Origin of the sequence: Pseudomonas sp. V98_8 (assembly GCF_029967975.1) — a bacterium.
In the GTDB taxonomy this organism is placed as follows: Bacteria; Pseudomonadota; Gammaproteobacteria; order Pseudomonadales; family Pseudomonadaceae; genus Aquipseudomonas; species Aquipseudomonas umsongensis.
Genome location: NZ_JASCAE010000056.1, coordinates 1 through 23,129, shown reverse-complemented (window position 1 = coordinate 23,129; position 23,129 = coordinate 1). Strand labels below are relative to the sequence as shown.

General features: G+C 58.1%; 26 protein-coding genes and 1 tRNA gene. 21 read left to right on the top strand and 6 right to left on the bottom strand.

All coding sequences use genetic code 11. The features are described from left to right. Positions 1–116: 116 nt before the first annotated feature. On the bottom strand, positions 117–1,445 hold the full coding sequence (locus tag QLG10_RS19440) for an OprD family porin (protein WP_110752883.1): 1,329 nt from the start codon (positions 1,443–1,445) through the stop codon (positions 117–119). A gap of 906 nt (positions 1,446–2,351) precedes the next feature. Here QLG10_RS19440 and QLG10_RS19435 point away from each other — a divergent pair. After that, positions 2,352–2,777, top strand: coding sequence for an HIT domain-containing protein (locus QLG10_RS19435; RefSeq protein ID WP_020798466.1), 426 nt, complete (start codon positions 2,352–2,354; stop codon positions 2,775–2,777). 3 nt (positions 2,778–2,780) lie between these two features. Continuing rightward, entirely contained in the window at positions 2,781–2,987 is a 207-nt protein-coding gene (locus QLG10_RS19430) for a SlyX family protein (protein ID WP_110752885.1), read from the top strand. 71 nt (positions 2,988–3,058) lie between these two features. On the opposite strand, the gene QLG10_RS19425 is transcribed toward QLG10_RS19430, so the two are convergent. After that, positions 3,059–3,661, bottom strand: a complete 603-nt coding sequence (locus QLG10_RS19425) for a cold-shock protein (protein ID WP_020798465.1) — start codon at positions 3,659–3,661, stop codon at positions 3,059–3,061. Between the two features lie 306 nt (positions 3,662–3,967). On the opposite strand from QLG10_RS19425, the gene QLG10_RS19420 reads away from it, so the two are divergent. The 19 genes from QLG10_RS19420 (at position 3,968) to nadA (ending at position 19,140) form a co-directional block, all read left to right on the top strand. Then, entirely contained in the window at positions 3,968–4,438 is a 471-nt protein-coding gene (locus QLG10_RS19420; RefSeq protein ID WP_020798464.1) for a Dps family protein, read from the top strand. Between the two features lie 248 nt (positions 4,439–4,686). Then, positions 4,687–5,025 carry a ribbon-helix-helix domain-containing protein gene (locus QLG10_RS19415; RefSeq protein ID WP_110752887.1) on the top strand — a complete coding sequence of 113 codons (339 nt, stop codon included), beginning with the start codon at positions 4,687–4,689 and terminating at the stop codon, positions 5,023–5,025. A gap of 136 nt (positions 5,026–5,161) precedes the next feature. Continuing rightward, a complete protein-coding gene (locus QLG10_RS19410) occupies positions 5,162–5,383 on the top strand; it encodes a zinc ribbon domain-containing protein (protein ID WP_007977333.1) in 222 nt (73 codons plus the stop codon). Between the two features lie 109 nt (positions 5,384–5,492). Further along, on the top strand, positions 5,493–7,268 hold the full coding sequence (gene aspS, locus QLG10_RS19405) for an aspartate--tRNA ligase (protein ID WP_020798462.1): 1,776 nt from the start codon (positions 5,493–5,495) through the stop codon (positions 7,266–7,268). Between the two features lie 128 nt (positions 7,269–7,396). Next, entirely contained in the window at positions 7,397–8,143 is a 747-nt protein-coding gene (locus tag QLG10_RS19400) for a YebC/PmpR family DNA-binding transcriptional regulator (RefSeq protein ID WP_110752889.1), read from the top strand. A gap of 158 nt (positions 8,144–8,301) precedes the next feature. Next, the gene (gene ruvC / locus QLG10_RS19395) at positions 8,302–8,826 is read left to right on the top strand and encodes a crossover junction endodeoxyribonuclease RuvC (RefSeq protein WP_110752891.1); all 525 of its coding nucleotides are present in this window, start codon (positions 8,302–8,304) and stop codon (positions 8,824–8,826) included. A gap of 114 nt (positions 8,827–8,940) precedes the next feature. Then, a complete protein-coding gene (gene ruvA, locus QLG10_RS19390) occupies positions 8,941–9,549 on the top strand; it encodes a Holliday junction branch migration protein RuvA (RefSeq protein WP_110752893.1) in 609 nt (202 codons plus the stop codon). Continuing rightward, a complete protein-coding gene (ruvB, locus tag QLG10_RS19385) occupies positions 9,550–10,611 on the top strand; it encodes a Holliday junction branch migration DNA helicase RuvB (RefSeq protein ID WP_110752895.1) in 1,062 nt (353 codons plus the stop codon). A gap of 127 nt (positions 10,612–10,738) precedes the next feature. Next, the gene (gene ybgC / locus QLG10_RS19380) at positions 10,739–11,206 is read left to right on the top strand and encodes a tol-pal system-associated acyl-CoA thioesterase (protein WP_110752897.1); all 468 of its coding nucleotides are present in this window, start codon (positions 10,739–10,741) and stop codon (positions 11,204–11,206) included. Next, positions 11,196–11,891 carry a protein TolQ gene (tolQ, locus tag QLG10_RS19375; RefSeq protein ID WP_007995636.1) on the top strand — a complete coding sequence of 232 codons (696 nt, stop codon included), beginning with the start codon at positions 11,196–11,198 and terminating at the stop codon, positions 11,889–11,891. Before ybgC ends, tolQ begins: the two co-directional genes overlap by 11 nt. Before the next feature lie 23 nt (positions 11,892–11,914). After that, positions 11,915–12,367 carry a protein TolR gene (tolR, locus tag QLG10_RS19370; RefSeq protein WP_162276380.1) on the top strand — a complete coding sequence of 151 codons (453 nt, stop codon included), beginning with the start codon at positions 11,915–11,917 and terminating at the stop codon, positions 12,365–12,367. Further along, complete coding sequence (gene tolA, locus QLG10_RS19365; RefSeq protein WP_188265291.1) at positions 12,367–13,464, top strand: cell envelope integrity protein TolA; 1,098 nt, start codon at positions 12,367–12,369, stop codon at positions 13,462–13,464. The genes tolR and tolA overlap by 1 nt, the downstream gene beginning before the upstream one ends. Positions 13,465–13,481: 17 nt before the next feature. Continuing rightward, positions 13,482–14,762, top strand: a complete 1,281-nt coding sequence (gene tolB / locus QLG10_RS19360; protein ID WP_173667181.1) for a Tol-Pal system beta propeller repeat protein TolB — start codon at positions 13,482–13,484, stop codon at positions 14,760–14,762. 52 nt (positions 14,763–14,814) lie between these two features. After that, on the top strand, positions 14,815–15,312 hold the full coding sequence (gene pal / locus QLG10_RS19355) for a peptidoglycan-associated lipoprotein Pal (RefSeq protein WP_003178634.1): 498 nt from the start codon (positions 14,815–14,817) through the stop codon (positions 15,310–15,312). A 6-nt stretch (positions 15,313–15,318) separates the two neighbouring features. Beyond that, entirely contained in the window at positions 15,319–16,164 is an 846-nt protein-coding gene (ybgF, locus tag QLG10_RS19350) for a tol-pal system protein YbgF (protein ID WP_110752901.1), read from the top strand. Positions 16,165–16,331: 167 nt separating this feature from the next. Continuing rightward, complete coding sequence (queE, locus tag QLG10_RS19345; RefSeq protein WP_007995628.1) at positions 16,332–16,979, top strand: 7-carboxy-7-deazaguanine synthase QueE; 648 nt, start codon at positions 16,332–16,334, stop codon at positions 16,977–16,979. Position 16,980: 1 nt separating this feature from the next. Next, the gene (queC, locus tag QLG10_RS19340; RefSeq protein WP_110752903.1) at positions 16,981–17,673 is read left to right on the top strand and encodes a 7-cyano-7-deazaguanine synthase QueC; all 693 of its coding nucleotides are present in this window, start codon (positions 16,981–16,983) and stop codon (positions 17,671–17,673) included. A 63-nt stretch (positions 17,674–17,736) separates the two neighbouring features. Then, positions 17,737–17,812: transfer RNA gene (locus QLG10_RS19335), tRNA-Lys, on the top strand. A gap of 269 nt (positions 17,813–18,081) precedes the next feature. Then, positions 18,082–19,140 (top strand): quinolinate synthase NadA, encoded by a 1,059-nt coding sequence (nadA, locus tag QLG10_RS19330; protein WP_188265289.1) that lies wholly within the window; start codon positions 18,082–18,084, stop codon positions 19,138–19,140. A gap of 135 nt (positions 19,141–19,275) precedes the next feature. Here nadA and QLG10_RS19325 read toward each other — a convergent pair whose 3' ends face one another. The 4 genes from QLG10_RS19325 to QLG10_RS19310 form a co-directional block, all read right to left on the bottom strand. Next, on the bottom strand, positions 19,276–19,764 hold the full coding sequence (locus QLG10_RS19325) for an RDD family protein (RefSeq protein ID WP_188265288.1): 489 nt from the start codon (positions 19,762–19,764) through the stop codon (positions 19,276–19,278). 94 nt (positions 19,765–19,858) lie between these two features. After that, positions 19,859–20,071 (bottom strand): cold-shock protein, encoded by a 213-nt coding sequence (locus QLG10_RS19320; RefSeq protein WP_007977299.1) that lies wholly within the window; start codon positions 20,069–20,071, stop codon positions 19,859–19,861. A gap of 403 nt (positions 20,072–20,474) precedes the next feature. After that, positions 20,475–21,599: a glycine cleavage system aminomethyltransferase GcvT gene (gcvT, locus tag QLG10_RS19315; protein ID WP_110752908.1), complete on the bottom strand. Its 1,125-nt coding sequence runs from the start codon at positions 21,597–21,599 to the stop codon at positions 20,475–20,477. Between the two features lie 35 nt (positions 21,600–21,634). Continuing rightward, positions 21,635–23,011, bottom strand: coding sequence for an L-serine ammonia-lyase (locus QLG10_RS19310; protein WP_110752910.1), 1,377 nt, complete (start codon positions 23,009–23,011; stop codon positions 21,635–21,637). Positions 23,012–23,129: the final 118 nt, after the last annotated feature.

Genomic DNA, 23,129 nt, shown 5'->3' with positions numbered 1-23,129 from the left:
ACGTTATGCGAGGAAGTTGCTTGCTGTAGTGTTTGGCATATGGCAGGCATAAAAAAACCGCCCACCTGAAAAGGTGGGCGGTTCTTGATCTACGCAGTTGCCTACTTACACCCTGATTACAGGATGCTCAGTGGGTACTCGATGATCAGACGGGTGTCGTAGACGTCAGACGAGTAGCCGCTGTACGCGCCGTTCGAGCGGTAGTTGGCGAAACGTGCACGGAACGACAGGTCTTTTGCTGGACCTTCCTGTACGACGTACTTGGACTCCAGGTTCCACTCGTTTTCCTTACCTTCACCCAGACCATTGGTCTTGATGTTGTCACCCATTACGTAACGGGTCATGAAGCTCAGGCCAGGAACGCCGTATTGCGCCATGTTCAGGTCGTAGCGAGCTTGGTAGGATTTCTCCTCGCGGCCCACGAAGTCGGAGATCTGAATGGAGTTGGATACGAAGATGGTGCTGTTGCCGTCAACGCCGTAGTAGTAAGCGTTGTCGCCGCTCGACTGCTGGTAGGCCAGGGTGAATTTGTGAGCGCCCAGGCTGTAGGCAGCCGCCAGGGACCACAGGTTGTTGTCCACACCCAGGGTGCCGTCGCCGATTGCGTCAACCAGGTCGCCACGCTTGTCGCCCTTGGTTTTGTAACCGTTGAGGTCGAAGTTCAGCGACTGTTCGTCGTTGATCGGCACGGTCAGGTTCATGTTGACGTAGTACTTCTTGAAGTACTCTTCAGCATCCGACGCAGCCACGGCAGCGGTGAAGTTATCGGTGAAGGCGTAGCTGGCACCGAAGATGTTGATGCCGTCGCTCAGGCCCTTGGAGTGGAAACCGTCTTCATCTGGCAGGCCGCCGATGCTGTCACGGGCCATACCGGTTTGTTTGCTCAGTGCGGTGAAGCGACCGGCGCTCACTTCCAGGCCTTTGATTTCCTTGGAAGTGATCAGGGTACCGGTAGCCACTTCCGGCAGCATACGGCTGTCGTCAGTCGCGAACACTGGGCTGGCAACGAACTGCTGGCCGTATTTCAGGACGGTGTCGGACAGACGCAGTTTCACTGCACCGCCAAGCTTGCCCTGGGATTTTTCCGGGTTGCCGTCGCTGTCGTTAGCGAACAGGCCGTTACCACGACGTCCCGAACCGCCGTCCAGTTTCACTGCGCCCATGGCCATGGCGTCGAGGCCGAAACCAACAGTACCTTGAGTGAAGCCCGACTCGTAAGTGAGCAGCTGGCTCAGACCGGAGTCCTGACGATAGCCGGAGGTGCCGCTCGATGGGTTGCTCGCGCCGTTCTTGTAGTCGCGGTTCATGTACTCAAAACGGGTTTTGAGTTTCAGGCTTTGGTCGCCGAAGAAACCCTTGGACTCGTCCTGGGACGACGCCACTGCGAACTGCGAGGTACCAGCTGCAACAGCCAGTGCGATCATGCTCCACTTCATCACGCGCATCGTGATTTGCTCCTTTGGTTTTTAGAAGAGTACTGCCGCTCCACCTGTTTTATTATCTGGGCGGCTCTTTCTTTTTGTGTCGGCGCAAACTTATATCACGCCGACAATGTTGGCGATACTTGCGCATCTATCCTTTCAGCTTCTTTACGACCCTGTCGTAAACGGCTAGCTAGATGTCGCAAATTTACAGCCCCGATGCAACCGGACTGACAACTTTAATGCTGTTTTTCTGGACTGGCGCATCGATAAAAAGAGTCCCTGGTGAAACGTTTGAATCTCCATCGGGCTACCCTGCCACTGTTTTTTTGGGTCTCAAGGCTGGCCGCTTCCCGCGGTGCCTTATAGACGATGTGGGTATCAATGCAACAAGCGTGCACAAATCAGAACTCCATCGATGTTTTTTTCTGTCTAGCTGCTTGAAGCGGTAAAAACCTCATAAAACCGGGGGGCTCATGCTGCTTTACTTCAGGCTTGACGCAGGGGTGGGCATCGTGTTTGACCTCCATGTCTGGCCGCGTGACATTCAAAAGCGTTACCGGTTCACCCCGCCAGTGAGTAAATGGCGGATATGCGAAGCACTCAGCGTAGACGTACTGTGCGGTTTTGGTGCAAAAAATTTCAATCACTGTGCTGATTCAAACAGTCGGCAGTTTTTATGCGGCGTGAGCGGGCGGTGATTTGTTGGTCACTTTCGCGTTTTTTGCGGTGCGTTGGTTCTGTATTGGTGCGGTTTCGCAGGAAATGTGTCAACTCGGGGCGCGCATGTGCCATTTCTAGATCCTTGGGCGGCGTAGGCGGTGGTTCGGTGTGAAGCTGGCAGGGTATGCTGCCGTCCAGTGGCTTGGCGTACGATCTTTCTGGAAGGGCGCTAAGCTGAAGAATGATGACCTGGCGGGAGTAAGTGCAGTGTTCGCTTTAGATCCACGACTTCAACAAGACACGCTACCGATTGGCGATTTCCCGCTTTGTCGGTTGCTGTTGTCCAATGATTCGAACTATCCCTGGTTCATCCTCGTGCCACGCAGGGACGATATCAGCGAGATATTTCAGTTAAGTGTCGCCGATCAGCAGCAACTGTGGCAGGAAACGACCTCGTTGGCTGAGTTGCTCAAGGACTCGTTCGATGCCGACAAACTGAACGTCGCTGCCTTGGGCAACGTGGTCAGTCAGTTGCACATGCATGTGATCGTGCGCAAGCATGAAGACGCGGCCTGGCCGGCACCTATCTGGGGCAAGCACCCGGCCAAACCTTACAGTGCAGAGCAGGTCGAGGCGATTCGCGAACGGCTGCGTCTGGTGTTGACCGATGATTTCAAGTTTGAGGAGGGTTGAATCATGAACCTCGAAGAGCGCGTCACCGACCTTGAAAGCCGCCTGGCGTTTCAGGATGACACCCTCCAGGCATTGAATGATGTCCTGGTGGCGCAGCAGCGGGTTGTCGAGCGCCTGCAGCTGCAAATGGCCGCGCTCCTCAAGCGGCAAGAGGAAATGGTCGGCCAGTTCGAGTCTTTCGAAGAAGAAGCGCCACCGCCGCATTATTAAGTAGTAGCGCCGGCAGAAACGCAGGCATAAAAAAACCGCGAACTCGTTCGCGGTTTTTTTGTTGCCGTTGATCAGCGTCGCGGCAGGGCGGCGATGACGTCTTCGGCTTGCAGGCCTTTGTCACGATTCATGACGGAGAACTCGACGCGCTGGCCTTCGACCAGAACGCGATGGCCTTCACCGCGAATGGCCCGGAAATGCACGAAAATATCATCGCCGGAGTCGCGTGAAATAAAGCCGAAGCCTTTGGATGTATTGAACCACTTGACGGTACCGGTATCGCGGTTGCTCATGTCATAGCTAGGCGAAGCGGCGGCCGGTGACGATTTGTAGAAGCTGATGGCCAGGTGCAGGGCAACAGCGATCAGGGCTGCAACCAGGCTGAACAGCACGGCAGGCTGACCGGCAATGACCGAAATCTCCGCGATCAGCGTCAGGGTTTGCAGGACGACAGCCAGCACCAGCAGGGCGCTGACCAGGTTCTGCAATTGATGGCGCGGGCCTTTGTTCCAGTAAGGGATAACTGGAGCAAGTGTCAGGTTGAGCAGGCCAAAAAAGGCCAGGTACAGCGCCTCGGGTTGTTGCAGGTAAGGCAGGGCTTCAGATCGCAGGCTAGGGAAGAAGGACAGCAGCAAGGCCGCTGCGCCTATCAGCAGGTGGACGATTTTCAACATTTTGATTAACTCACGTTAAGACAGCTCACAAGGAAGAGCTGATGGCGCACGGTTCGCTTCGGAATAAATAAGAGGCGTTGGACACGTGCCCGGTATCAGCCTATGCGCAGCGCCCGAAAAAATAGGCACTGACGACACGCGGTCTATTTAACAGCAAAGCTGCAGGCTACTCAAATCAAGGAGTCCAGCGGTGCATCGCGGCCCTTGCTGTCGCCCGACGAGGCTTGCGGGCTGCAGCCTGGCGACAGGCTTGCTAGAGTGGTCCTGCACCTGTTGGATGAACTTCATCACCTTTAGGGGAAAAACATGGCAATCGATATCGGTATCAGTGAAGAAGATCGCAAGTCCATCGTCGACGGACTTTCTCGTCTGCTGTCGGACACCTATGTGCTTTACCTGAAAACCCATAACTTCCATTGGAACGTCACCGGCCCGATGTTTCGCACCCTGCATTTGATGTTCGAGGAGCAATATAACGAGTTGGCCTTGGCGGTCGATTCGATTGCCGAGCGAATTCGCGCGCTCGGGTTCCCGGCCCCGGGCGCCTATTCTGTTTATGCGCGCTTGTCTTCCATCAAGGAGGAAGAGGGGGTGCCGGCCGCCGAAGACATGATCAGGCAACTGGTGGCGGGCCAGGAGGCTGTCACGCGCACCGCCCGAGGGATCTTCCCGTTGCTCGAAAAAGTCAGCGACGAGCCTACGGCTGACCTGCTGACCCAACGCATGCAGGTCCACGAGAAAACCGCGTGGATGCTGCGCGCTCTCTTGGATCAATGATGCGCCGATGGCATCGTTGTTCGCGCGCTCCTTTTCGTCAGAATGGCACCTAGTTGCTTGAGCGAATCTTCGCTCGTTTCTGTAGGAAAAGTGCCGGACTAGGACGCTCTCCCTCATCCGCCTTCCGTTGTTGGCTTATCCTACGCGGATGGTCATAAAGTCATCTGGCTATAACTTTGCCCTGGCGTTTTTATAAGCACTCACATTGCTTTTATAGAAACCGCAAATGGCAAAGGAGTGTCAGCGATATGGAATATGAAGGCGGAAGAGGTGAGGGAAGGGGCGGGCTGACCAAGGATATAGCGGTCGATCCATTTGTCAGTGAGTTCGATATGGGGTTGGCCCGGCCGTTGTCCCGATCGGTGCGATTGAATGGCTTTGCCACCTGTTTGCGGCTTGAGCAGGTGTATTGGGATATTTTAGCCGACATGGCCAGGGTCAATAGCTGTTCGGTCAGCGCGTTGCTGTCCCATGTCGATCGCCAGGTGCATTTGCGTCATGGCGGGGTGAGAAATTTCAGCGGGCTGGTGCGGGTGGTCTGTGTTGTCCACAGTCGCAAGGAGGGGCGTTGCCCGGGTCTGGCTTGAACCTGATGTATCAAGGAGCAGCGTGTCGATCTGTGCAGTCTTACGGCTGCACAGGCTGCATTTAATGGATATAATCCCGCTCTTTGCCGCAAAACCCAGCGTGCGCGGTAGCAATCTGATCGCCGAGACAACCCCCATGCCGATGTACGATTACCAATGTGCTTCCTGTGGTCATCAGTTGGAAGCCATTCAAAAGATCAGCGATGCACCGTTGGTCGACTGCCCTGCGTGCCAGGCGCCAGAGCTTAAAAAGATGCTGTCCATGCCAGGCTTCCGCCTCAGCGGCACAGGCTGGTACGAGACCGATTTCAAGACCGGTTCCAAGAAGAACCTGGCCGGCGGCGACAAAGCTGACTAGGTTTCAGGGCCTGAGTTGAACCACACGCGCGAGCTCTTGCGTCATCCGCCAGCGGATCGGCGCAGGAGTTCCAAACGAATGTCGAATTACGAGAAGTGAAACCACTACCATGATGCGCAGCCATTATTGCGGCCAACTGAACGAAAGCCTGGACGGCCAGGAAATTACCCTTTGCGGATGGGTCCATCGTCGCCGTGACCACGGTGGGGTGATTTTCCTCGATATCCGTGATCGTGATGGTCTGGCCCAGGTGGTGTTCGATCCGGACCGCGCTGAAACCTTCGCCGCCGCCGATCGCGTGCGCAGCGAGTACGTCGTGAAGATCACCGGCAAGGTTCGCCTGCGTCCGGCCGGTGCCACCAACGCCAACATGGCGTCGGGCATGATCGAAGTCCTGGGCTATGAGCTGGAAGTGCTGAACGAGTCGGAAACCCCGCCGTTTCCGCTGAACGAGTTTTCCGACGTCGGCGAAGAAACCCGCCTGCGCTATCGCTTCCTGGATCTGCGTCGTCCGGAAATGGCCGAGAAGCTGCGCTTGCGTTCGCGCATGACCACCAGCATCCGTCGCTTCCTGGACGAGAACGGTTTCCTCGACGTCGAAACGCCGATCCTGACCCGCGCCACTCCTGAAGGCGCGCGTGATTACCTGGTGCCAAGCCGTACCCACGCCGGTTCGTTCTTTGCCCTGCCGCAATCGCCACAGCTGTTCAAGCAGCTGCTGATGGTGGCTGGCTTCGACCGCTACTACCAGATCGCCAAGTGCTTCCGTGACGAAGACCTGCGTGCCGACCGTCAGCCGGAATTCACCCAGATCGACATCGAGACCAGTTTCCTCGATGAAAAAGAGATCATGGGCCTGACCGAGCAGATGATCCGCAACCTGTTCAAGGAAGTGCTGGGTCTGGAATTCGGCGAGTTCCCGCACATGACTTTCGAAGAAGCCATGCGCCGCTACGGTTCCGACAAGCCAGACCTGCGTAACCCGCTGGAACTGGTGGACGTTGCCGACCAGCTCAAGGAAGTCGATTTCAAGGTGTTCAGCGGCCCGGCCAACGACCCTAAATGCCGCATCGCCGCTCTGCGCGTGCCAGGCGGGGCGAGCATGCCGCGCAAGCAGATCGACGATTACACCAAGTTTGTCGGCATCTACGGTGCCAAGGGCCTGGCGTACATCAAGGTCAACGAGCGCGCCAAAGGCGTCGAAGGCCTGCAATCGCCAATCGTGAAGAACATTCCTGAAGCCAACCTCAACGTGATCCTCGATCGCGTTGGTGCGGTCGATGGCGATATCGTGTTCTTCGGTGCCGATAAAGCCAAGATCGTCAGCGAGGCCCTGGGTGCCCTGCGCATCAAGCTCGGCCACGACCTGGAACTGCTGACTTGCAAGTGGGCGCCAATGTGGGTTGTCGACTTCCCGATGTTCGAAGAGAACGACGACGGCAGCTTCACCGCGTTGCACCACCCGTTCACCGCGCCGAAGTGCACCCCGGCAGAGCTGGAAGCCAACCCGGCTGGCGCACTGTCCCGTGCCTACGACATGGTATTGAACGGTACCGAGCTCGGTGGCGGTTCGATCCGTATTCACCGCAAAGAGATGCAGCAGTCGGTGTTCCGTCTGCTGGGTATCAACGAAGCGGAACAGGAAGAGAAGTTCGGCTTCCTGCTCGACGCCCTGAAATACGGCGCGCCGCCGCACGGTGGCCTGGCCTTCGGCCTGGACCGCCTGGTGATGTTGATGACCGGTGCCCAGTCGATCCGTGAAGTGATCGCCTTCCCGAAAACCCAGAGCGCGGCGGACGTCATGACTCAGGCGCCGGGTCAGGTTGATGCCAAGGCATTGCGCGAACTGCACATTCGTCTGCGCGAAACGCCCAAGGCAGAGTAAGGTTCACCTGAAGGGCGCATCTGCGGATGCGCCCTTTGTGCATATGTAGAGCAATCCAAGATTTTTGTTTGCCGGCCGAAGCGATGCAGCGGGGCGGGCAATGTGTCAAAGAGAATTCGGAGCGAGTTATGGCAGGTCATTCCAAGTGGGCGAACATCAAGCACCGCAAAGAACGTCAGGATGCCAAGAGAGGCAAGATCTTCACCAAGTGGATTCGTGAGCTGACCGTCGCGGCCCGCCAGGGTGGTGGCGATCCAGGCTCCAACCCGCGCCTGCGCCTGGCGCTGGACAAGGCCCTGGGTGCGAACATGAGCCGCGACATCATTGATCGCGCCATTGCTCGTGGCGCTGGCGCGACCGAAGCCGACAACGTCGAGGAACTGACCTACGAAGGTTACGGTCCCGGCGGCGTGGCGGTGATGGTCGAGTGCATGACGGACAACCGCAACCGGACCGCGGCGGCTGTTCGCCATGCGTTCAGCAAGTGCGGCGGCAACCTCGGCACTGACGGTTCCGTGGCCTATCTTTTCGAGCGCAAGGGGCAAATCAGCTTTGCGCCAGGCGTCGATGAAGAGGCCTTGACCGAAGCTGCGCTGGAAGCCGATGCCGATGACGTGGTCAGCAACGAAGACGGCTCTATCGATGTGTTCACCTCGTTCACCGGATTCTATGCGGTGCGTAATGCGCTGGAAGCGGCGGGATTCAAAGGTGATGACGCAGAAATCGTCATGTTGCCAACCACCAGTGCCGAACTGGATCTGGAAGGCGCGGAAAAAATTCTCAAGCTGATCGATATGCTTGAGGACCTGGATGACGTGCAGAACGTCTACTCCAATGCGGACATCCCGGAGTCGGTCGCCGCACAGCTCGGTTAACGGCGACCAGGATTCAATGTGGGAGCGGGCTTGCTCGCGAAAGCGGATTTTCAGGCAACATAGTTGCTGAATGTGAAGCCGTATTCGCGGGCAAGCCCGCTCCCACATTTGTTATTCGTTGTATTGAAAAAAGTGTTCTTTCCTAAGCTGCAGGCGTTATGACTTTAATTCTTGGTATCGACCCCGGTTCGCGCATTACCGGTTATGGTGTGGTGCGCGATACCGGCCGTGGCTGTGAGTACGTGGCTTCCGGTTGCATCCGCACCGGCGCCGGCGAGTTGCACGAGCGCCTGCAGATCGTTTATCGCGGTGTACGGGAAATCATTCAGACCTACTGTCCGGTGACCATGGGCATCGAAAAGGTATTCATGGCCCGTAACGCCGATTCCGCCCTGAAGCTGGGGCAGGCCCGTGGCGCGGCCATCGTGGCCGGCGCGGAAGAAAACCTGGAAATTGCCGAATACACGGCCACCCAGGTCAAGCAGGCTGTGGTCGGTACCGGCGCAGCCAACAAAGAGCAGGTGCAGATGATGGTCATGCACATGCTGAAGCTGACCAGTAAACCGCAAATCGACGCCTCCGACGCATTGGCCATTGCCATTTGCCATGCGCACACCCGCTCCAGCCTGTTGCCCCATGGCCTGGGCGCGGCACGCAGTCGTGGCGGGCGCTTGCGTCTCTGATAGCATCAGCAATCATTTTTCTGGAATAAGGGGCATGCGCCTGGGTTGTCGGCGCAAAACCCTTGTTCTGTCAGCCGCTGTCGCAGGGCTGGTCAACGCTCAAGGATCTGTAACGTGATTGGACGCTTGCGCGGCACACTGGCTGAAAAACAGCCGCCGCACCTGATTCTGGATGTAAACGGCCTGGGGTATGAGCTGGAAGTGCCCATGACCACGCTTTATCGCCTGCCGTCGGTCGGTGAGCCGCTCACGCTGCACACCCATCTGGTCGTGCGCGAAGACGCGCAGTTACTCTATGGCTTCGTCGGCAAGCGTGAGCGAGACTTTTTCCGCGAACTGATCCGTCTCAATGGTGTAGGGCCAAAACTGGCCCTGGCCTTGATGTCGAGCCTGGAAGTCGACGAGCTGGTGCGTTGCGTGCAGTCCCAGGATACCTCGGCGCTGACCAAGGTGCCGGGCGTGGGCAAGAAAACCGCCGAGCGCCTGCTGGTGGAGCTCAAGGATCGCTTCAAGGCCTGGGAAACCGTACCGGCCATGTTTGCCCTGGTACCTAACCAGCCGGATGCACCTGTGCCGGTCAATACCGCCGAAAACGACGCGGTCAGCGCGCTGATCTCCCTGGGTTACAAGCCGCAGGAAGCCAGCAAGGCGATTTCCGCCATCAAGGAGAAAGGCTTGAGCAGCGAAGACCTGATTCGTCGCGCCCTGAAGGGAATGATCTAAGTGATTGAAGCTGATCGTCTGATCGCCGCCACGGGTGCCCCCCGTGATCGCGAGGAAGTCCAGGACCGCGCGATTCGTCCCGTCAGCCTGGCCGAATACATCGGCCAGCCGACCGTTCGCGAGCAAATGGAACTGTTCATCCAGGCCGCCCGAGGGCGTAGCGAGTCCCTTGACCACACCTTGATCTTCGGTCCGCCGGGCCTGGGCAAGACTACCCTGGCCAATATCATCGCCCAGGAAATGGGCGTGTCGATCAAGAGCACGTCGGGGCCGGTCCTCGAGCGTCCGGGCGACCTGGCGGCGCTGCTGACCAACCTTGAGCCACACGATGTGCTGTTCATCGATGAAATCCATCGTTTGTCGCCGATTGTCGAGGAAGTGCTGTACCCGGCGATGGAGGATTTCCAGCTCGATATCATGATTGGTGAAGGCCCTGCCGCGCGGTCGATCAAGCTTGATTTGCCGCCGTTCACGCTGGTCGGTGCGACCACGCGGGCGGGGATGCTGACCAACCCGCTGCGTGACCGTTTCGGCATCGTCCAGCGCCTGGAGTTCTATAGCAACGCCGACCTGTCGACGATTGTCAGCCGTTCGGCGAGCATCCTTGGCTTGCCACTGGATCCGGAAGGCGCCTTTGAAATCGCTCGGCGTGCCCGCGGTACCCCGCGGATCGCCAACCGCTTGCTGCGCCGGGTGCGGGACTTCGCAGAAGTTCGTGCCAAGGGCCATATCACCAAGCCAATCGCCGACCTGGCCCTGAACCTGCTGGATGTCGACGAGCGTGGCTTCGATCACCAGGACCGGCGCCTGTTGCTGACCATGATCGAGAAGTTCGATGGCGGGCCGGTCGGGGTGGACAGCCTGGCCGCGGCCATCAGCGAAGAGCGCCACACCATTGAAGACGTGCTGGAGCCCTACCTGATCCAGCAGGGCTACATCATGCGTACCCCGCGGGGCAGGGTAGTGACGCGACATGCGTACCTGCACTTCGGCTTAAACATTCCGTCACGATTGGGCGAGATGCCCGTGGTAGACGAGTTTCCTGATGCCGTGGACGATTAATTAACATTGCGAGCTGATTTTTTCGGGCATTGTGTGGTCCCAGGACCGTACTTTTGCGCGAAAGCCGCAGAACATTGAAAAACAGTTGCCTGGCCGGATTGGCAACCCGAGGAGTAAGCACTAGAGTATGCGCGCGCAAAACGGGCTTGAGCCTTTCGCACATCGTTGTCGCGTTTATTACGAGGACACCGATGCGGGCGGCATCGTGTATTACGTCAATTACCTCAAGTTTATGGAACGGGCTCGAACCGAGCGACTGCGAGAGCTGGGCTTTGCCCAATCTACGCTTGCCGGGGAGGACCTGTTGTTCGTCGTGCATTCCAGCGAAGCGCGCTACCACGCGCCGGCGCGACTGGACGACGAGCTGCTGGTAAGCGCTGAAGTAGTCGAATTGAACCGTGCCAGCCTGCGCTTCAAACAGCAGGTCAGGCGGGCCACCGATGATGTATTGCTCTGTGAAGGGCAGTTTCTGGTGGCCTGTGTGCGCACTGAAAGTTTAAAACCCCGGGCCATTCCCGAAGCTCTACGAGCGGCCTTTGCCGCCGTGAGCGGCGCGGGTACACACTCAAAGCAGGAGATAAAGCGTGGAAGCTAACGTCGTCGACCATTCCTCCATGTGGAGCCTGGTCAGCAATGCCAGTATCGTGGTGCAACTGGTAATGCTGACCCTGGTAGCCGCATCGGTGACCTCATGGATCATGATCTTTCAGCGCAGCAACCTGCTGCGCGCCGGTCGACGCGCCCTGGAGAGCTTCGAAGAGCGCTTCTGGTCGGGTATCGACCTGTCCAAACTCTACCGCCAGGCGGGTAGCAACCCGGACCCGGATTCCGGCGTCGAGCAGATCTTCCGTGCCGGCTTCAAGGAATTCTCCCGTCTGCGCCAACAGCCAGGCGTTGACCCGGAAGCGGTCATGGAAGGCGTGGCCCGTGCCATGCGCGTTGCCATTTCCCGCGAAGAAGAGAAGCTCGAGCAGAGCCTGCCGTTCCTCGCCACTGTCGGTTCCGTGAGCCCGTATATCGGTCTGTTCGGTACCGTCTGGGGCATCATGAACTCCTTCCGTGGCCTGGCGACTGCCCAGCAAGCCACCCTGGCCACCGTGGCACCGGGTATCGCCGAAGCCCTGATCGCCACTGCGATCGGTCTGTTCGCCGCCATTCCAGCCGTTATCGCTTACAACCGTTTTGCTGCCCGCAGCGAAACCTTGCTGGGCCGTTACTACACCTTCGCCGACGAATTCCAGGCGATCCTGCACCGCAAAGTGCACACCAGCGAAGAATAAGCAGGTAATTCCCAATGGCTTTAATCGCTCGAGCTCGCAAAAAGCGCAAGCCGGTCGCCGAGATGAACGTGGTGCCCTACATCGACGTGATGTTGGTGCTGCTGGTCATCTTCATGGTGACCGCGCCAATGCTCAATCAGGGCGTGAAAGTTGATCTGCCGAAGGTTTCCAGCGAAGCCTTGCCGCAGGACAACAACACCCAGGTCCTGACCATTTCGATCAAGGCTGACAAGACCTACTACTGGAACCTTGGCAGCGAAGTCGATACAGAGAAGCAACAAGACCGCGCCATGACCCTGCCGCAGATGACTGACGCGGTGACCAAGATCATTCGCGTGGGCAACGAAGGCGGCAAGCGTACCCAGGTCTTCATTCGTGGCGACAAGAGCGTCGACTACGGGTCTGTCATGGGCGCGATGGGCGGGTTGCAGAAAGCCGGCGTCGGTAATGTTGGCTTGATTACCGAGGCGCCCTGATGCAGCAACAGCGAGAGCCGTCCGCCTCGGAAAGCTACTTCTGGCCTAGTGTCTGGGCGATTGGCTTGCACGTGCTGGTGTTCGGCATGCTGTTTGTCAGTTTTGCCTTCACTCCGGAGTTGCCGCCGGCCAAGCCGATTGTCCAGGCGACCCTGTACCAGCTGAAATCGAAAAGTCAGGCAACCACCCAGACCAATCAGAAGATTGCGGGTGAGGCGAAGAAATCTGCCGCGCGCCAGACCGAAGTCGAGCAGTTGGAGCAGAAGAAGGTCGAACAGGAAGCGGTGAAGGCTGCGGAACAAAAGAAAGAAGAAGCGGCTCAAAAGGCCGAGGAAGCCAAGAAGGCCGACGAGTCGAAGAAAGCTGAAGAGGCGAAGAAGGCTGACGAGGCCAAGAAGGCCGACGAAGCCAAGAAAGCCGATGAAGCGAAGAAGACCGCCGAAGCCAAGAAGGCAGAAGAGAAACAATTGGCTGATATAGCCAAGAAGAAAGCGGAAGAAGAAGCCAAGAAGGCTGCTGAAGAAGAGGCCAAGAAAGCGGCCGCTGAAGAAGCGAAGAAAAAGGTCGTCGAAGACGCGAAGAAGAAAGCCGCTGAAGACGCCAAGAAGAAAGCTGAAGCTGAAGAGGCGAAGAAGAAAGTCGCCGAAGAAGCGAAGAAGAAAGCTGCTGCCGATGCTGCGAAGAAGAAATCGCAGGATGCGGCGCGTAAATCCGCTGAAGACAAGAAGGCCCAGGCCTTGGCAGATTTGCTTTCCGACACGCCTCAGCGTCAGCAGGCCTTGGCGGATGAGCAGGGCGACGAAGTCGCCGGCAGCTTCGATGATCTGATTCGATTGCGTGCAGCGGAAGGCTGGGCTCGTCCACCTTCGGCCCGCAAAGGCATGACGGTTCAGCTGCAAATCGGCATGTTGCCGGACGGTACGGTGACTTCGGTCAAGGTGCTCAAGTCCAGTGGCGACGGTCCGTTTGACGCTTCAGCCGTAGCGGCAGTGAAGAATATTGGACGTTTGACAGAAATGCAGGGAATGAAGCCGAGCGATTTTGCTCCGTATCGTTCATTCAAGATGACATTCACACCTGAGGATCTAGCCCCGTGAGAAACCTCCTTCGAGGAATGCTCGTCGTGATCTGCTGCATGGCAGGGATCGCGATGGCAGATGAGAAAAACATTCTGGTCACCAGCGGCAGCGATCGGGCTACTCCGATTGCAGTCGTGCCGTTCGGCAACCAGGGCGGCAGCGTGCTGCCGGACGACATGGCGGAAATCATCGGTAACGACCTGCGCAACTCGGGTTACTACTCGCCGATTCCAAAACAGAACATGATCAGCCAGCCAAGCCAGGCGAGCGAAATCATCTTCCGTGACTTCAAGGCGCTGGGCGCCCAGTACGTCATGGTCGGCAGCATTGCGCCAGCAGGCGGTCGCCTGCAGGTTCAATACGCCTTGTTCAACGTCGCCACCGAGCAACAAGTGCTAACCGGCAGCGTGTCGGGCAGCGTCGATCAGTTGCGCGACATGTCGCACTACATCGCCGACCAGTCGTTCGAAAAGCTCACCGGTATCAAGGGTGCGTTCTCGACTCGCCTGCTGTACGTGACGGCCGAGCGCTTCTCCGAAAAGAACACCCGTTACACGCTGCAGCGTTCGGACTATGACGGTGCCCGTGCCGTGACCCTGCTGCAATCGCGCGAGCCGATCCTGTCGCCGCGTTTCGCTCCCGATGGCAAGCGTATCGCCTACGTCTCCTTCGAGCAGAAGCGTCCGCGCATTTTCATGCAGAACATCGACACCGGTCGCCGTGAGCAGATCACCAACTTCGAAGGCCTGAACGGTGCGCCAGCCTGGTCGCCGGATGGCAATCGCCTGGCATTCGTGTTGTCCAAGGACGGTAATCCGGACATCTACGTGATGAACCTGGGCTCGCGCCAGATCAGTCGCGTCACCAACGGCCAGGGCATCAACACCGAACCGTTCTGGGGCAAGGATGGTTCGACCATCTACTTCACCTCCGACCGTGGCGGCAAGCCGCAGATCTACAAGACCAGCGTGGGCGGCGGTGGTGCCGAGCGCGTGACTTTCGTCGGTAACTACAACGCCAACCCTAAACTGTCGGCCGATGAAAAGACCCTGGTGATGATCCATCGTCAGGAAGGTTTCACCAATTTCAAGGTGGCGGCCCAGGATTTGCAACGCGGTAGCGTAAAAATCCTCACTGATAGCACTCTGGACGAGTCGCCCACTGTTGCGCCCAACGGCACCATGGTAATCTACGCCACCCGCCAGCAGGGCCGGGGAGTCTTGATGCTCGTGTCTATCAATGGACGCGTGAGGCTCCCGCTTCCTACCGCTCAAGGCGAAGTCAGAGAACCTTCCTGGTCCCCTTACCTGAACTGACGCGGCGCTATACGTTGTACTTAACACACTGGGGTTCATTAGGAGTTTCACGATGGAAATGCTGAAGTTTGGTAAATTTGCTGCGCTGGCACTGGCCATGGCTGTAGCTGTAGGTTGCTCGTCCAAAGGCGGCGACAATGCCGGTGAAGGCGCGGTAGATCCAAACGCTGGTTACGGCGCAAACACTGGTGCAGTTGACGGCTCCCTGAGCGAAGAAGCTGCACTGCGCGCTATCACCACTTTCTACTTCGAATACGACAGTTCGGACCTGAAGCCAGAAGCCATGCGCGCTCTGGACGTTCACGCCAAAGACCTGAAAGCAAACGGCGCTCGCGTTGTTCTGGAAGGCAACACCGACGAACGTGGTACTCGTGAGTACAACATGGCACTGGGCGAGCGTCGTGCGAAAGCCGTTCAGCGCTACCTGGTACTGCAAGGTGTTTCCCCAGCTCAGCTGGAACTGGTTTCCTACGGCGAAGAGCGTCCAGTTGCTACCGGCAACGACGAGCAGTCCTGGGCTCAAAACCGTCGCGTCGAACTGCGTAAGTAATTCGTCATGCGAACGTGCCGTCGTGCTGTAACTGTCCTGGCTCTCAGTCTCGCGCCGCTTGCGGCGTGGGCTGCGGTTCCTGTGGTCGAAAACGATTCCGGCTATAACAATAGCGGGACCAGTTATCCGCCTGCAGGTTACGGTACGAACGGCGCCTATGCCGGGGGAGGGGTTTCGGCCCCTGTCTCGGCACAGGGCGAGCTGTTCAACCAACTGCAATCAATGCAGCAACAGATCGAGCGCCAGCAAGGTGCGATCGAGGTTCTGCAAAATGATGTAGCGCGCATGAAGCAGGAAAGCCTGGAGCGATACCAGGATCTTGATCGGCGCATAGGAACCGGCGTTGCACCTGCCGCGACTCCTGAAAATTCTTCCACCGGTGGCGATTTGAATGCCCCTGGTGCAGCAGCTGGCGCAGCTGCAGGTGCAGGAGCGGCTGCCGCTCAAGCACCCGCCTCGGGTAGCGAGCCGGCAGATCCGGCGAAGGAAAAGCTCTATTACGACGCTGCCTTCGACCTGATCAAGGCCAAGGACTTCGACAAGGCCAGCCAGGCTTTTGCCGCTTTCCTGCGCAAGTACCCGAACAGCCAGTACGCAGGCAATGCCCAGTACTGGTTGGGCGAAGTGAACCTGGCCAAAGGCGATCTGCAAGGTGCGGGTCAGGCATTTGCCAAGGTTTCGCAGCTGTACCCCAAGCACGCCAAAGTGCCTGACTCGCTGTACAAGCTCGCTGACGTAGAACGCCGCCTGGGTCATCCCGACAAGGTAAAAGGCATTTTGCAACAGGTTGTGTCGCAGTATCCGGGCACTTCCGCCGCTCAGCTGGCCCAGCGTGACTTGCAAAAAATGTAAGGGCTGCTTGACCCGTTTCGAAGAAACCCGCGCTTGTCGCGGGTTTTTTCGTTAGAATTCACGCCCATTTTCTGAAACACGCTTCTTGGGGCCTGCGCATTGCCGGGGTTCCTTGAAGTGCCTGACGGAGGCGGACAGCCTGTTTAGCTGTTACGCCCGTGGCGACTATGCAAGACACATTGAGAATTACCGAAGTTTTCTACTCGTTGCAGGGGGAAACGCGGACTGCTGGCCTGCCCACTGTTTTTGTGCGCCTGACCGGTTGCCCTCTGCGTTGCCAGTACTGCGACAGCGCCTACGCATTCACCGGTGGGACTATTCGCACCCTCGACGATATCCTCGAGCAGGTAGCCGGCTTTCGGCCGCGTTACGTCTGTGTCACAGGTGGCGAGCCCCTGGCCCAGCCCAATGCCATTCCATTGCTCAAGCGCTTGTGCGATGCCGGTTACGAAGTGTCACTGGAAACCAGTGGCTCGATTGATATCTCGGCGGTAGATTCCCGGGTCAGTCGCGTTGTCGACCTGAAAACCCCGGGTTCGAAGGAGGCGCACCGCAATCGCTACGAAAACATCGAGCTGCTGACGCCCAACGATCAGGTGAAGTTTGTCATCTGCTCGCGTGAAGACTATGACTGGTCCGTGTCCAAGTTGATCCAGTACGGTCTGGACCAGCGCGCCGGCGAAGTCCTGTTCTCGCCAAGCCACCACGATCTCAATGCGCGAGACCTGGCGGACTGGGTGGTGGCCGATAACCTGCCAGTGCGTTTGCAGTTGCAGCTGCATAAATATCTTTGGAACGACGAGCCGGGGCGCTGAAATGACTGAACCACTCAACACTGCAGAAAAACGCGCAGTCATCCTGTTGTCCGGCGGCCTTGATTCGGCAACCGTCGTGGCCATGGCGCGTGCCGAAGGCTATAGCTGCTACACCATGAGCTTCGACTACGGCCAGCGCTCTCACGCCGAGTTGTACGCTGCCGAACGCGTTGCCCGCGACCTGGGTGTGATCGAGCACAAGGTCATCGGCCTTAACCTGAACGGCATGGGCGGCTCGGCGCTAACCGACACCAGCATCGATATTCCAGAAGAGTTGGGCGAGGGCATTCCGGTGACCTACGTGCCGGCGCGTAACACGGTATTCCTGTCCTTGGCGTTGGGCTGGGCGGAAGTGCTCGGTGCACGGGATATCTTCATCGGCGTCAACGCGGTGGATTACTCCGGTTACCCGGATTGCCGTCCCGAGTTCATCGAATCATTCGAGCGCATGGCCAATCTGGCGACCAAGGCCGGCGTGGAAGGCAATGGCTTCCGGATTCAGGCGCCGTTGCAAAACCTCAGCAAGGCACAGATCGTCCAGGCCGGTGTAAAGCTTGGCGTGAACTACGGCCTGACCGTTTCCTGCTATCAGGCCGACGATGAGGGCCGTGCCTGCGGCAAGTGCGACAGCTGCCGACTGCGCGCAGAAGGCTTTGCGGCGGCCGGAATCAGCGACCCGACACCTTATTTTTGAATTATTTTAAAATAGGTGTTGAATAGTCCTTAAAAATCAGTATTATACGCGCCACCACACAGCGGGTCGTTAGCTCAGTTGGTAGAGCAGTTGGCTTTTAACCAATTGGTCGTAGGTTCGAATCCCACACGACCCACCATTTTTGGCGGTTTAGAAAATCCGGAAGGCCCACGCAAGTGAGGATTTCCGGGTTTTTTTTTGCCTGCGATTTAACGCCCACCTGTTCCTTGGCTGCACTGCAGGGCGCAGGTCAGAATCATCTTTTGCATCCTGCCGATATTCTGTAGCCTTGCGCAGCTTCAGCGCTGTCCGTGCCTGATCAACTCACTTTCCCGGCGGTACCCTGTTGGGGCCGGAGCCGGGTGTATACTCGACTTTCGCGCGAATGCGCCTGCAGGTCTTGCGAACATGACGCAGATTTCCGAACGCCTTCTGGTTCAAGCCCACCTCGACGCCAAGCAGCCCAAGCCGCTGACCGCCGATGAGGAAGCTTATTATCGTGCCGCCATCGCTGCCGAGCTCAAGGCTCAGGACGCGGTACTGGTGGCGCACTTCTATTGCGATCCGGTGATTCAGGCCCTGGCCGAAGAGACCGGAGGCTGTGTCTCCGACTCGCTGGAGATGGCCCGCTTCGGCAACGCCCACCCGGCCAAGACGGTGGTGGTCGCCGGTGTGAAGTTCATGGGCGAGACAGCCAAGATCCTCAACCCTGAAAAACGCATCCTGATGCCGACCCTGGAAGCGACGTGCTCGCTGGACCTTGGGTGCCCCGTCGATGAGTTTTCCGCGTTCTGTGACCAGCACCCGGAGCGTACGGTGGTGGTCTACGCCAATACTTCGGCGGCGGTCAAAGCCCGCGCGGACTGGGTGGTGACTTCAAGTTGCGCGCTGGAAATCGTCGAAAGCCTGATGGATAACGGTGAAACCATCATCTGGGGGCCGGACAAGCACCTGGGTACTTACATCCAGCGACAGACCGGTGCCGACATGCTGCTATGGGACGGTGCCTGCATCGTTCACGAAGAGTTCAAGTCCAAGCAGCTCGAAGACATGAAGGCGCTGTATCCGGATGCAGCGATCCTGGTACACCCGGAGTCACCGACCTCGGTGATCGAGCTGGCGGATGCCGTCGGGTCCACCAGCCAGTTGATCGCGGCGGCACAGAGCCTGCCGAACAAGACCCTGATCGTCGCTACCGATCGCGGTATCTTCTACAAGATGCAGCAGCTATGCCCGGACAAGGTCTTTATCGAAGCGCCAACGGCCGGTAACGGCGCGGCATGCCGCAGTTGCGCGCATTGCCCCTGGATGGCGATGAATACCCTTGAGCGCACGCTCAAGAGCTTGAAGGAGGGAGCGAACGAGATCTTTGTTGATCCGGCGTTGATTCCGCAGGCGATTCGGCCGCTCAAGCGCATGCTGGACTTTACCCAGGCGGCGCGGATGAAGCTGGCCGGCAACGCCTGAGGTCTATCAGGCAGGTCGCAAAAACTGTGGGAGCGGGCTTGCTCGCGAAGAGGATGTATCAGTCGACATTGATGTTGTCTGACACGACCTCTTCGCGAGCAAGCCCGCTCCCACATTGTTTTGTGGTGACCGAGATTATTTGGTCTTCTTCGGGACTCGCACCAACTGGGTGTTGGAATACATGTCATGCCAGCTGCGCTTCTGCTTGTCGAACAGCGACCAGAAGAAACCCAGGCCTACGCACAGCAGCGACGCGATCGCCACCACAAAGCGCAACAGCGCCTGCCACAGGCTGATGGATGAGCCATCGGCATTCTGTACCCGTACGCACCACACCTGCATCCCCAGGGTCTGGCCTGAATAGGTCCAGAACTTGGCGAAGAAGCCAAACAGTACGAACAGCAAGACCGTCGAGAGCAGCGGGTCACCGTCCAGCGCGCCAGCTTCGGTCAGGGTGCGCATTTTCTCTTCGCCGATGATCGCCATCTGGACCATCTTGTAGACGCCGCTGGTGACGATCAGCAGGGCGGTGCACAGCAGGAAATCATAGAACATTGCTGCCAGGCGACGACCCAGGCCGACGGCGGGAAAGTCGCCCTGGGGTTTGAGCAGGTGTTTCGACATGGCAGCCTCTGGGCGCAAAAGAAGCCATTTTACGGATTTACGCGCACAAAAAAGCCCCTGATGTCAGCATCTGGGGCTTTTTCGTTACAGAAGATTAGGCTTCTGCTTGTACTTCGTCAGCCTGCATGCCTTTCTGGCCTTGCACGGCGATGAAAGTCACTTTCTGGCCTTCTTTCAGGCTCTTGAAACCGTTGCCCTGGATGGCGCGGAAATGCACGAACAGATCCGGACCGCTTTCAGGAGTGATAAAACCAAAACCTTTCTCGTCGTTAAACCACTTGACGGTACCGCTCTGACGTTGGGACATTTCTTATTTCCTTTGACGCAAAAAATTAATGACAGTCTCTTTCTCATGAAAGAGTACTGGGGCTGGTTGCAGGAGAGTAAGAAGACGTCGAACGGGATGTAGCTAACTTGTAGGCTACTGCCCAGGTCACGATTCCAAGCGACCCATGCAAACACAGTGAACAAACTCTACGCCAACTACGGGAGAAAAAACAAGCCCCTTTGGAGGCCCCGGATTTGCTCAGGTTGCTGACACCACTGACAACTAGCGCGGGCTTATGCGTTGACGGTGTTCAAATGTTTTCGATCGTTATAAGCAAAGTTCATAATCGAAGCTTAGAGCCAAACGATGCACTATTTTATGGCGGTTGCGTTACACATTAGTGCAGTGTTAGCGCAACCGCGTTACTTATAGGAACAGTCAATCAACCGCGATAGTAGCGTTGTGGAACAAATGGCATTTTGCTTACAAGCAAAGGCACCTTTTTCCCACGAACGATTGCCCATACTGGCGTATCGATGGCGGTGTAGCCGCTGTCCAGATAACCCATGGCCAAAGGGGCGCCCAGGGTTGGTCCGAAGCCGCCGCTGCAGACGCTGCCGATGATCTCGCCTGCTTCGTTGACGATTTCAGCACCTTCGCGCACAGGTGTGCGTTCCTGCGGCAGCAGGCCAACGCGCTTACGGGTAACACCGGTTTGTTGTTGTGCGAACACACTTTCTGCGCCAGGGAAGCCACCGGCGCGCGCGCCATCGGCACGACGCGGTTTGGAGATGGCCCATAACAGGCTGGCTTCGATCGGGCTGGTGTCGGTATTCATGTCATGGCCGTACAGGCACAGGCCGGCTTCCAGGCGCAGGGAGTCACGTGCGCCGAGGCCAATGGCCGCGACTTCAGGCTCGGCCAGCAAGGCCCGGGCGAGGGCTTCGGCGTTGGCGGCCGGTACCGAGATTTCGAAACCGTCTTCACCGGTGTAACCCGAGCGGCTGACAAAGCAGTCCACACCCAGCAGTTTCACGGGGGCGAACTGCATGAAGGTCATCTTTGCCACTTCTGGCGCCAGACGTGCCAGTACAGTCACCGCGGCAGGACCTTGCAGAGCGAGCAGGGCACGTTCTTCGAACAGGGGCTCGATAGTGCACTGGTCACCGATGTGCTTGCGCAGGTGGGCCAGGTCCTGGTCCTTGCAGGCGGCGTTGACCACCAAAAACAGTTCGTCGTTACCCAGGTTGGCGACCATCAGGTCGTCAAGGATGCCACCGGTCTCGTTGGTGAACATCGCGTAGCGCTGCATGCCCACCGGCAAGTCGACGATGTCCACTGGCACCAGGGTCTCCAGTGCCTTGGCGGCATTGGCGCCGGTCAGGCGAATCTGGCCCATGTGCGAGACATCGAACAAGCCGGCCTGCTCGCGGGTGTGCTGGTGTTCCTTCATCACGCCCAGCGGGTACTGCACTGGCATGTCATAGCCGGCGAACGGCACCATGCGCGCGCCCAATTCGACGTGCAGGGCGTGCAACGGCGTTTTCAACAGTTGTTCGGTGGACATATTCAGCTCCTGGAGAAGTGTGAGATGAGCGCGCATCAGCACTCGATAATGTTGACCGCCAAACCGCCACGGGCGGTTTCCTTGTATTTGCTTTTCATGTCGGCGCCGGTTTGGCGCATGGTGCGGATGACCTTGTCGAGGGACACGAAGTGCTGCCCGTCGCCGCGCATGGCCATGCGCACGGCATTGATGGCCTTGACCGAGCCCATGGCGTTGCGCTCGATGCAAGGCACTTGCACCAGCCCGCCAATCGGGTCGCAGGTCAGCCCGAGGTTATGTTCCATGCCGATTTCCGCGGCGTTTTCCACTTGCTGCACGGTGCCGCCAAGCACCTCGCAAAGGGCGCCCGCCGCCATTGAACAGGCCACGCCGACTTCGCCCTGGCAGCCGACTTCGGCGCCCGAGATCGAAGCATTTTCCTTGTACAGAATGCCAATGGCCGCGGCGGTCAGCAGAAAGCGCACCACCCCGTCATCGTTCGCGCCGGGGATGAAGCGCATGTAGTAATGCAGTACTGCCGGGATGATCCCGGCCGCGCCGTTGGTCGGGGCAGTTACCACGCGTCCGCCGTTGGCGTTTTCTTCGTTGACCGCCAGGGCGTACAAGTTGACCCAGTCCAGTACCGACAGCGGATCGCGCAGCGACGATTCGGGGTTCTTGCACAATTGCCGGTGCAGCGCGGCTGCCCGGCGCTTGACCTTCAGGCCACCGGGCAGGATGCCTTCGTTGCGGCAACCGGCGGCGACGCAGTCCTGCATCACTTGCCAGATCTTCAGCAGGCCGGCGCGGGTTTCCGCTTCCGGGCGCCAGGCACTTTCGTTGGTCAGCATGACCTGGCTGATGGACAAGCCGTAGGTGGTGCAGTGACCGAGCAGGTCCTTGGCGCTTTTGAATGGGAAAGTCAGGGGGGTAGCGTCTTCGACGATGCGGTCGGCGCCGGCGGCGTCTTCATCGACGACAAAACCACCGCCGACCGAATAGTACTCGCGGCTGCGGATTTGCAAGCCCGCGGCGTCGAAGGCGCGAAAGATCATGCCATTGGGGTGATAGGCCAACGGCTTGCGAATCATCGCCAGGTGTTCTTTCTCATTGAACGCAATGCTGTGTTCGCCGAGGAGGTTCAAGCGGCCATTGCCGCGAATTTCGTGCAGGCGAGCGGCGACGGTTTCGGTATCCACGGTGTCCGGGTGTTCGCCTTCCAGGCCGAGCAACACAGCCTTGTCGCTGCCGTGGCCTTTACCGGTGGCGCCGAGTGAGCCGTACAGCTCGACTTTGACGCAAGCGGTCGCGGCGAGCAGCCCTTCACGGCGCAAACCTTCGGCGAAACGTGCGGCAGCGCGCATCGGGCCGACGGTGTGGGAGCTGGAGGGGCCAATGCCAATCTTGAACAGGTCGAACACGCTTAACGACATGGTTGTTCTCCGGTTTCTTGTTATAGGCGTTTCACGGGAGATGCTTTGTGTAGGAGCTGCCGCAGGCTGCGATCTTTTGATCTTGTTTTTTCAAGATCAAGATCAAAAGATCGCAGCC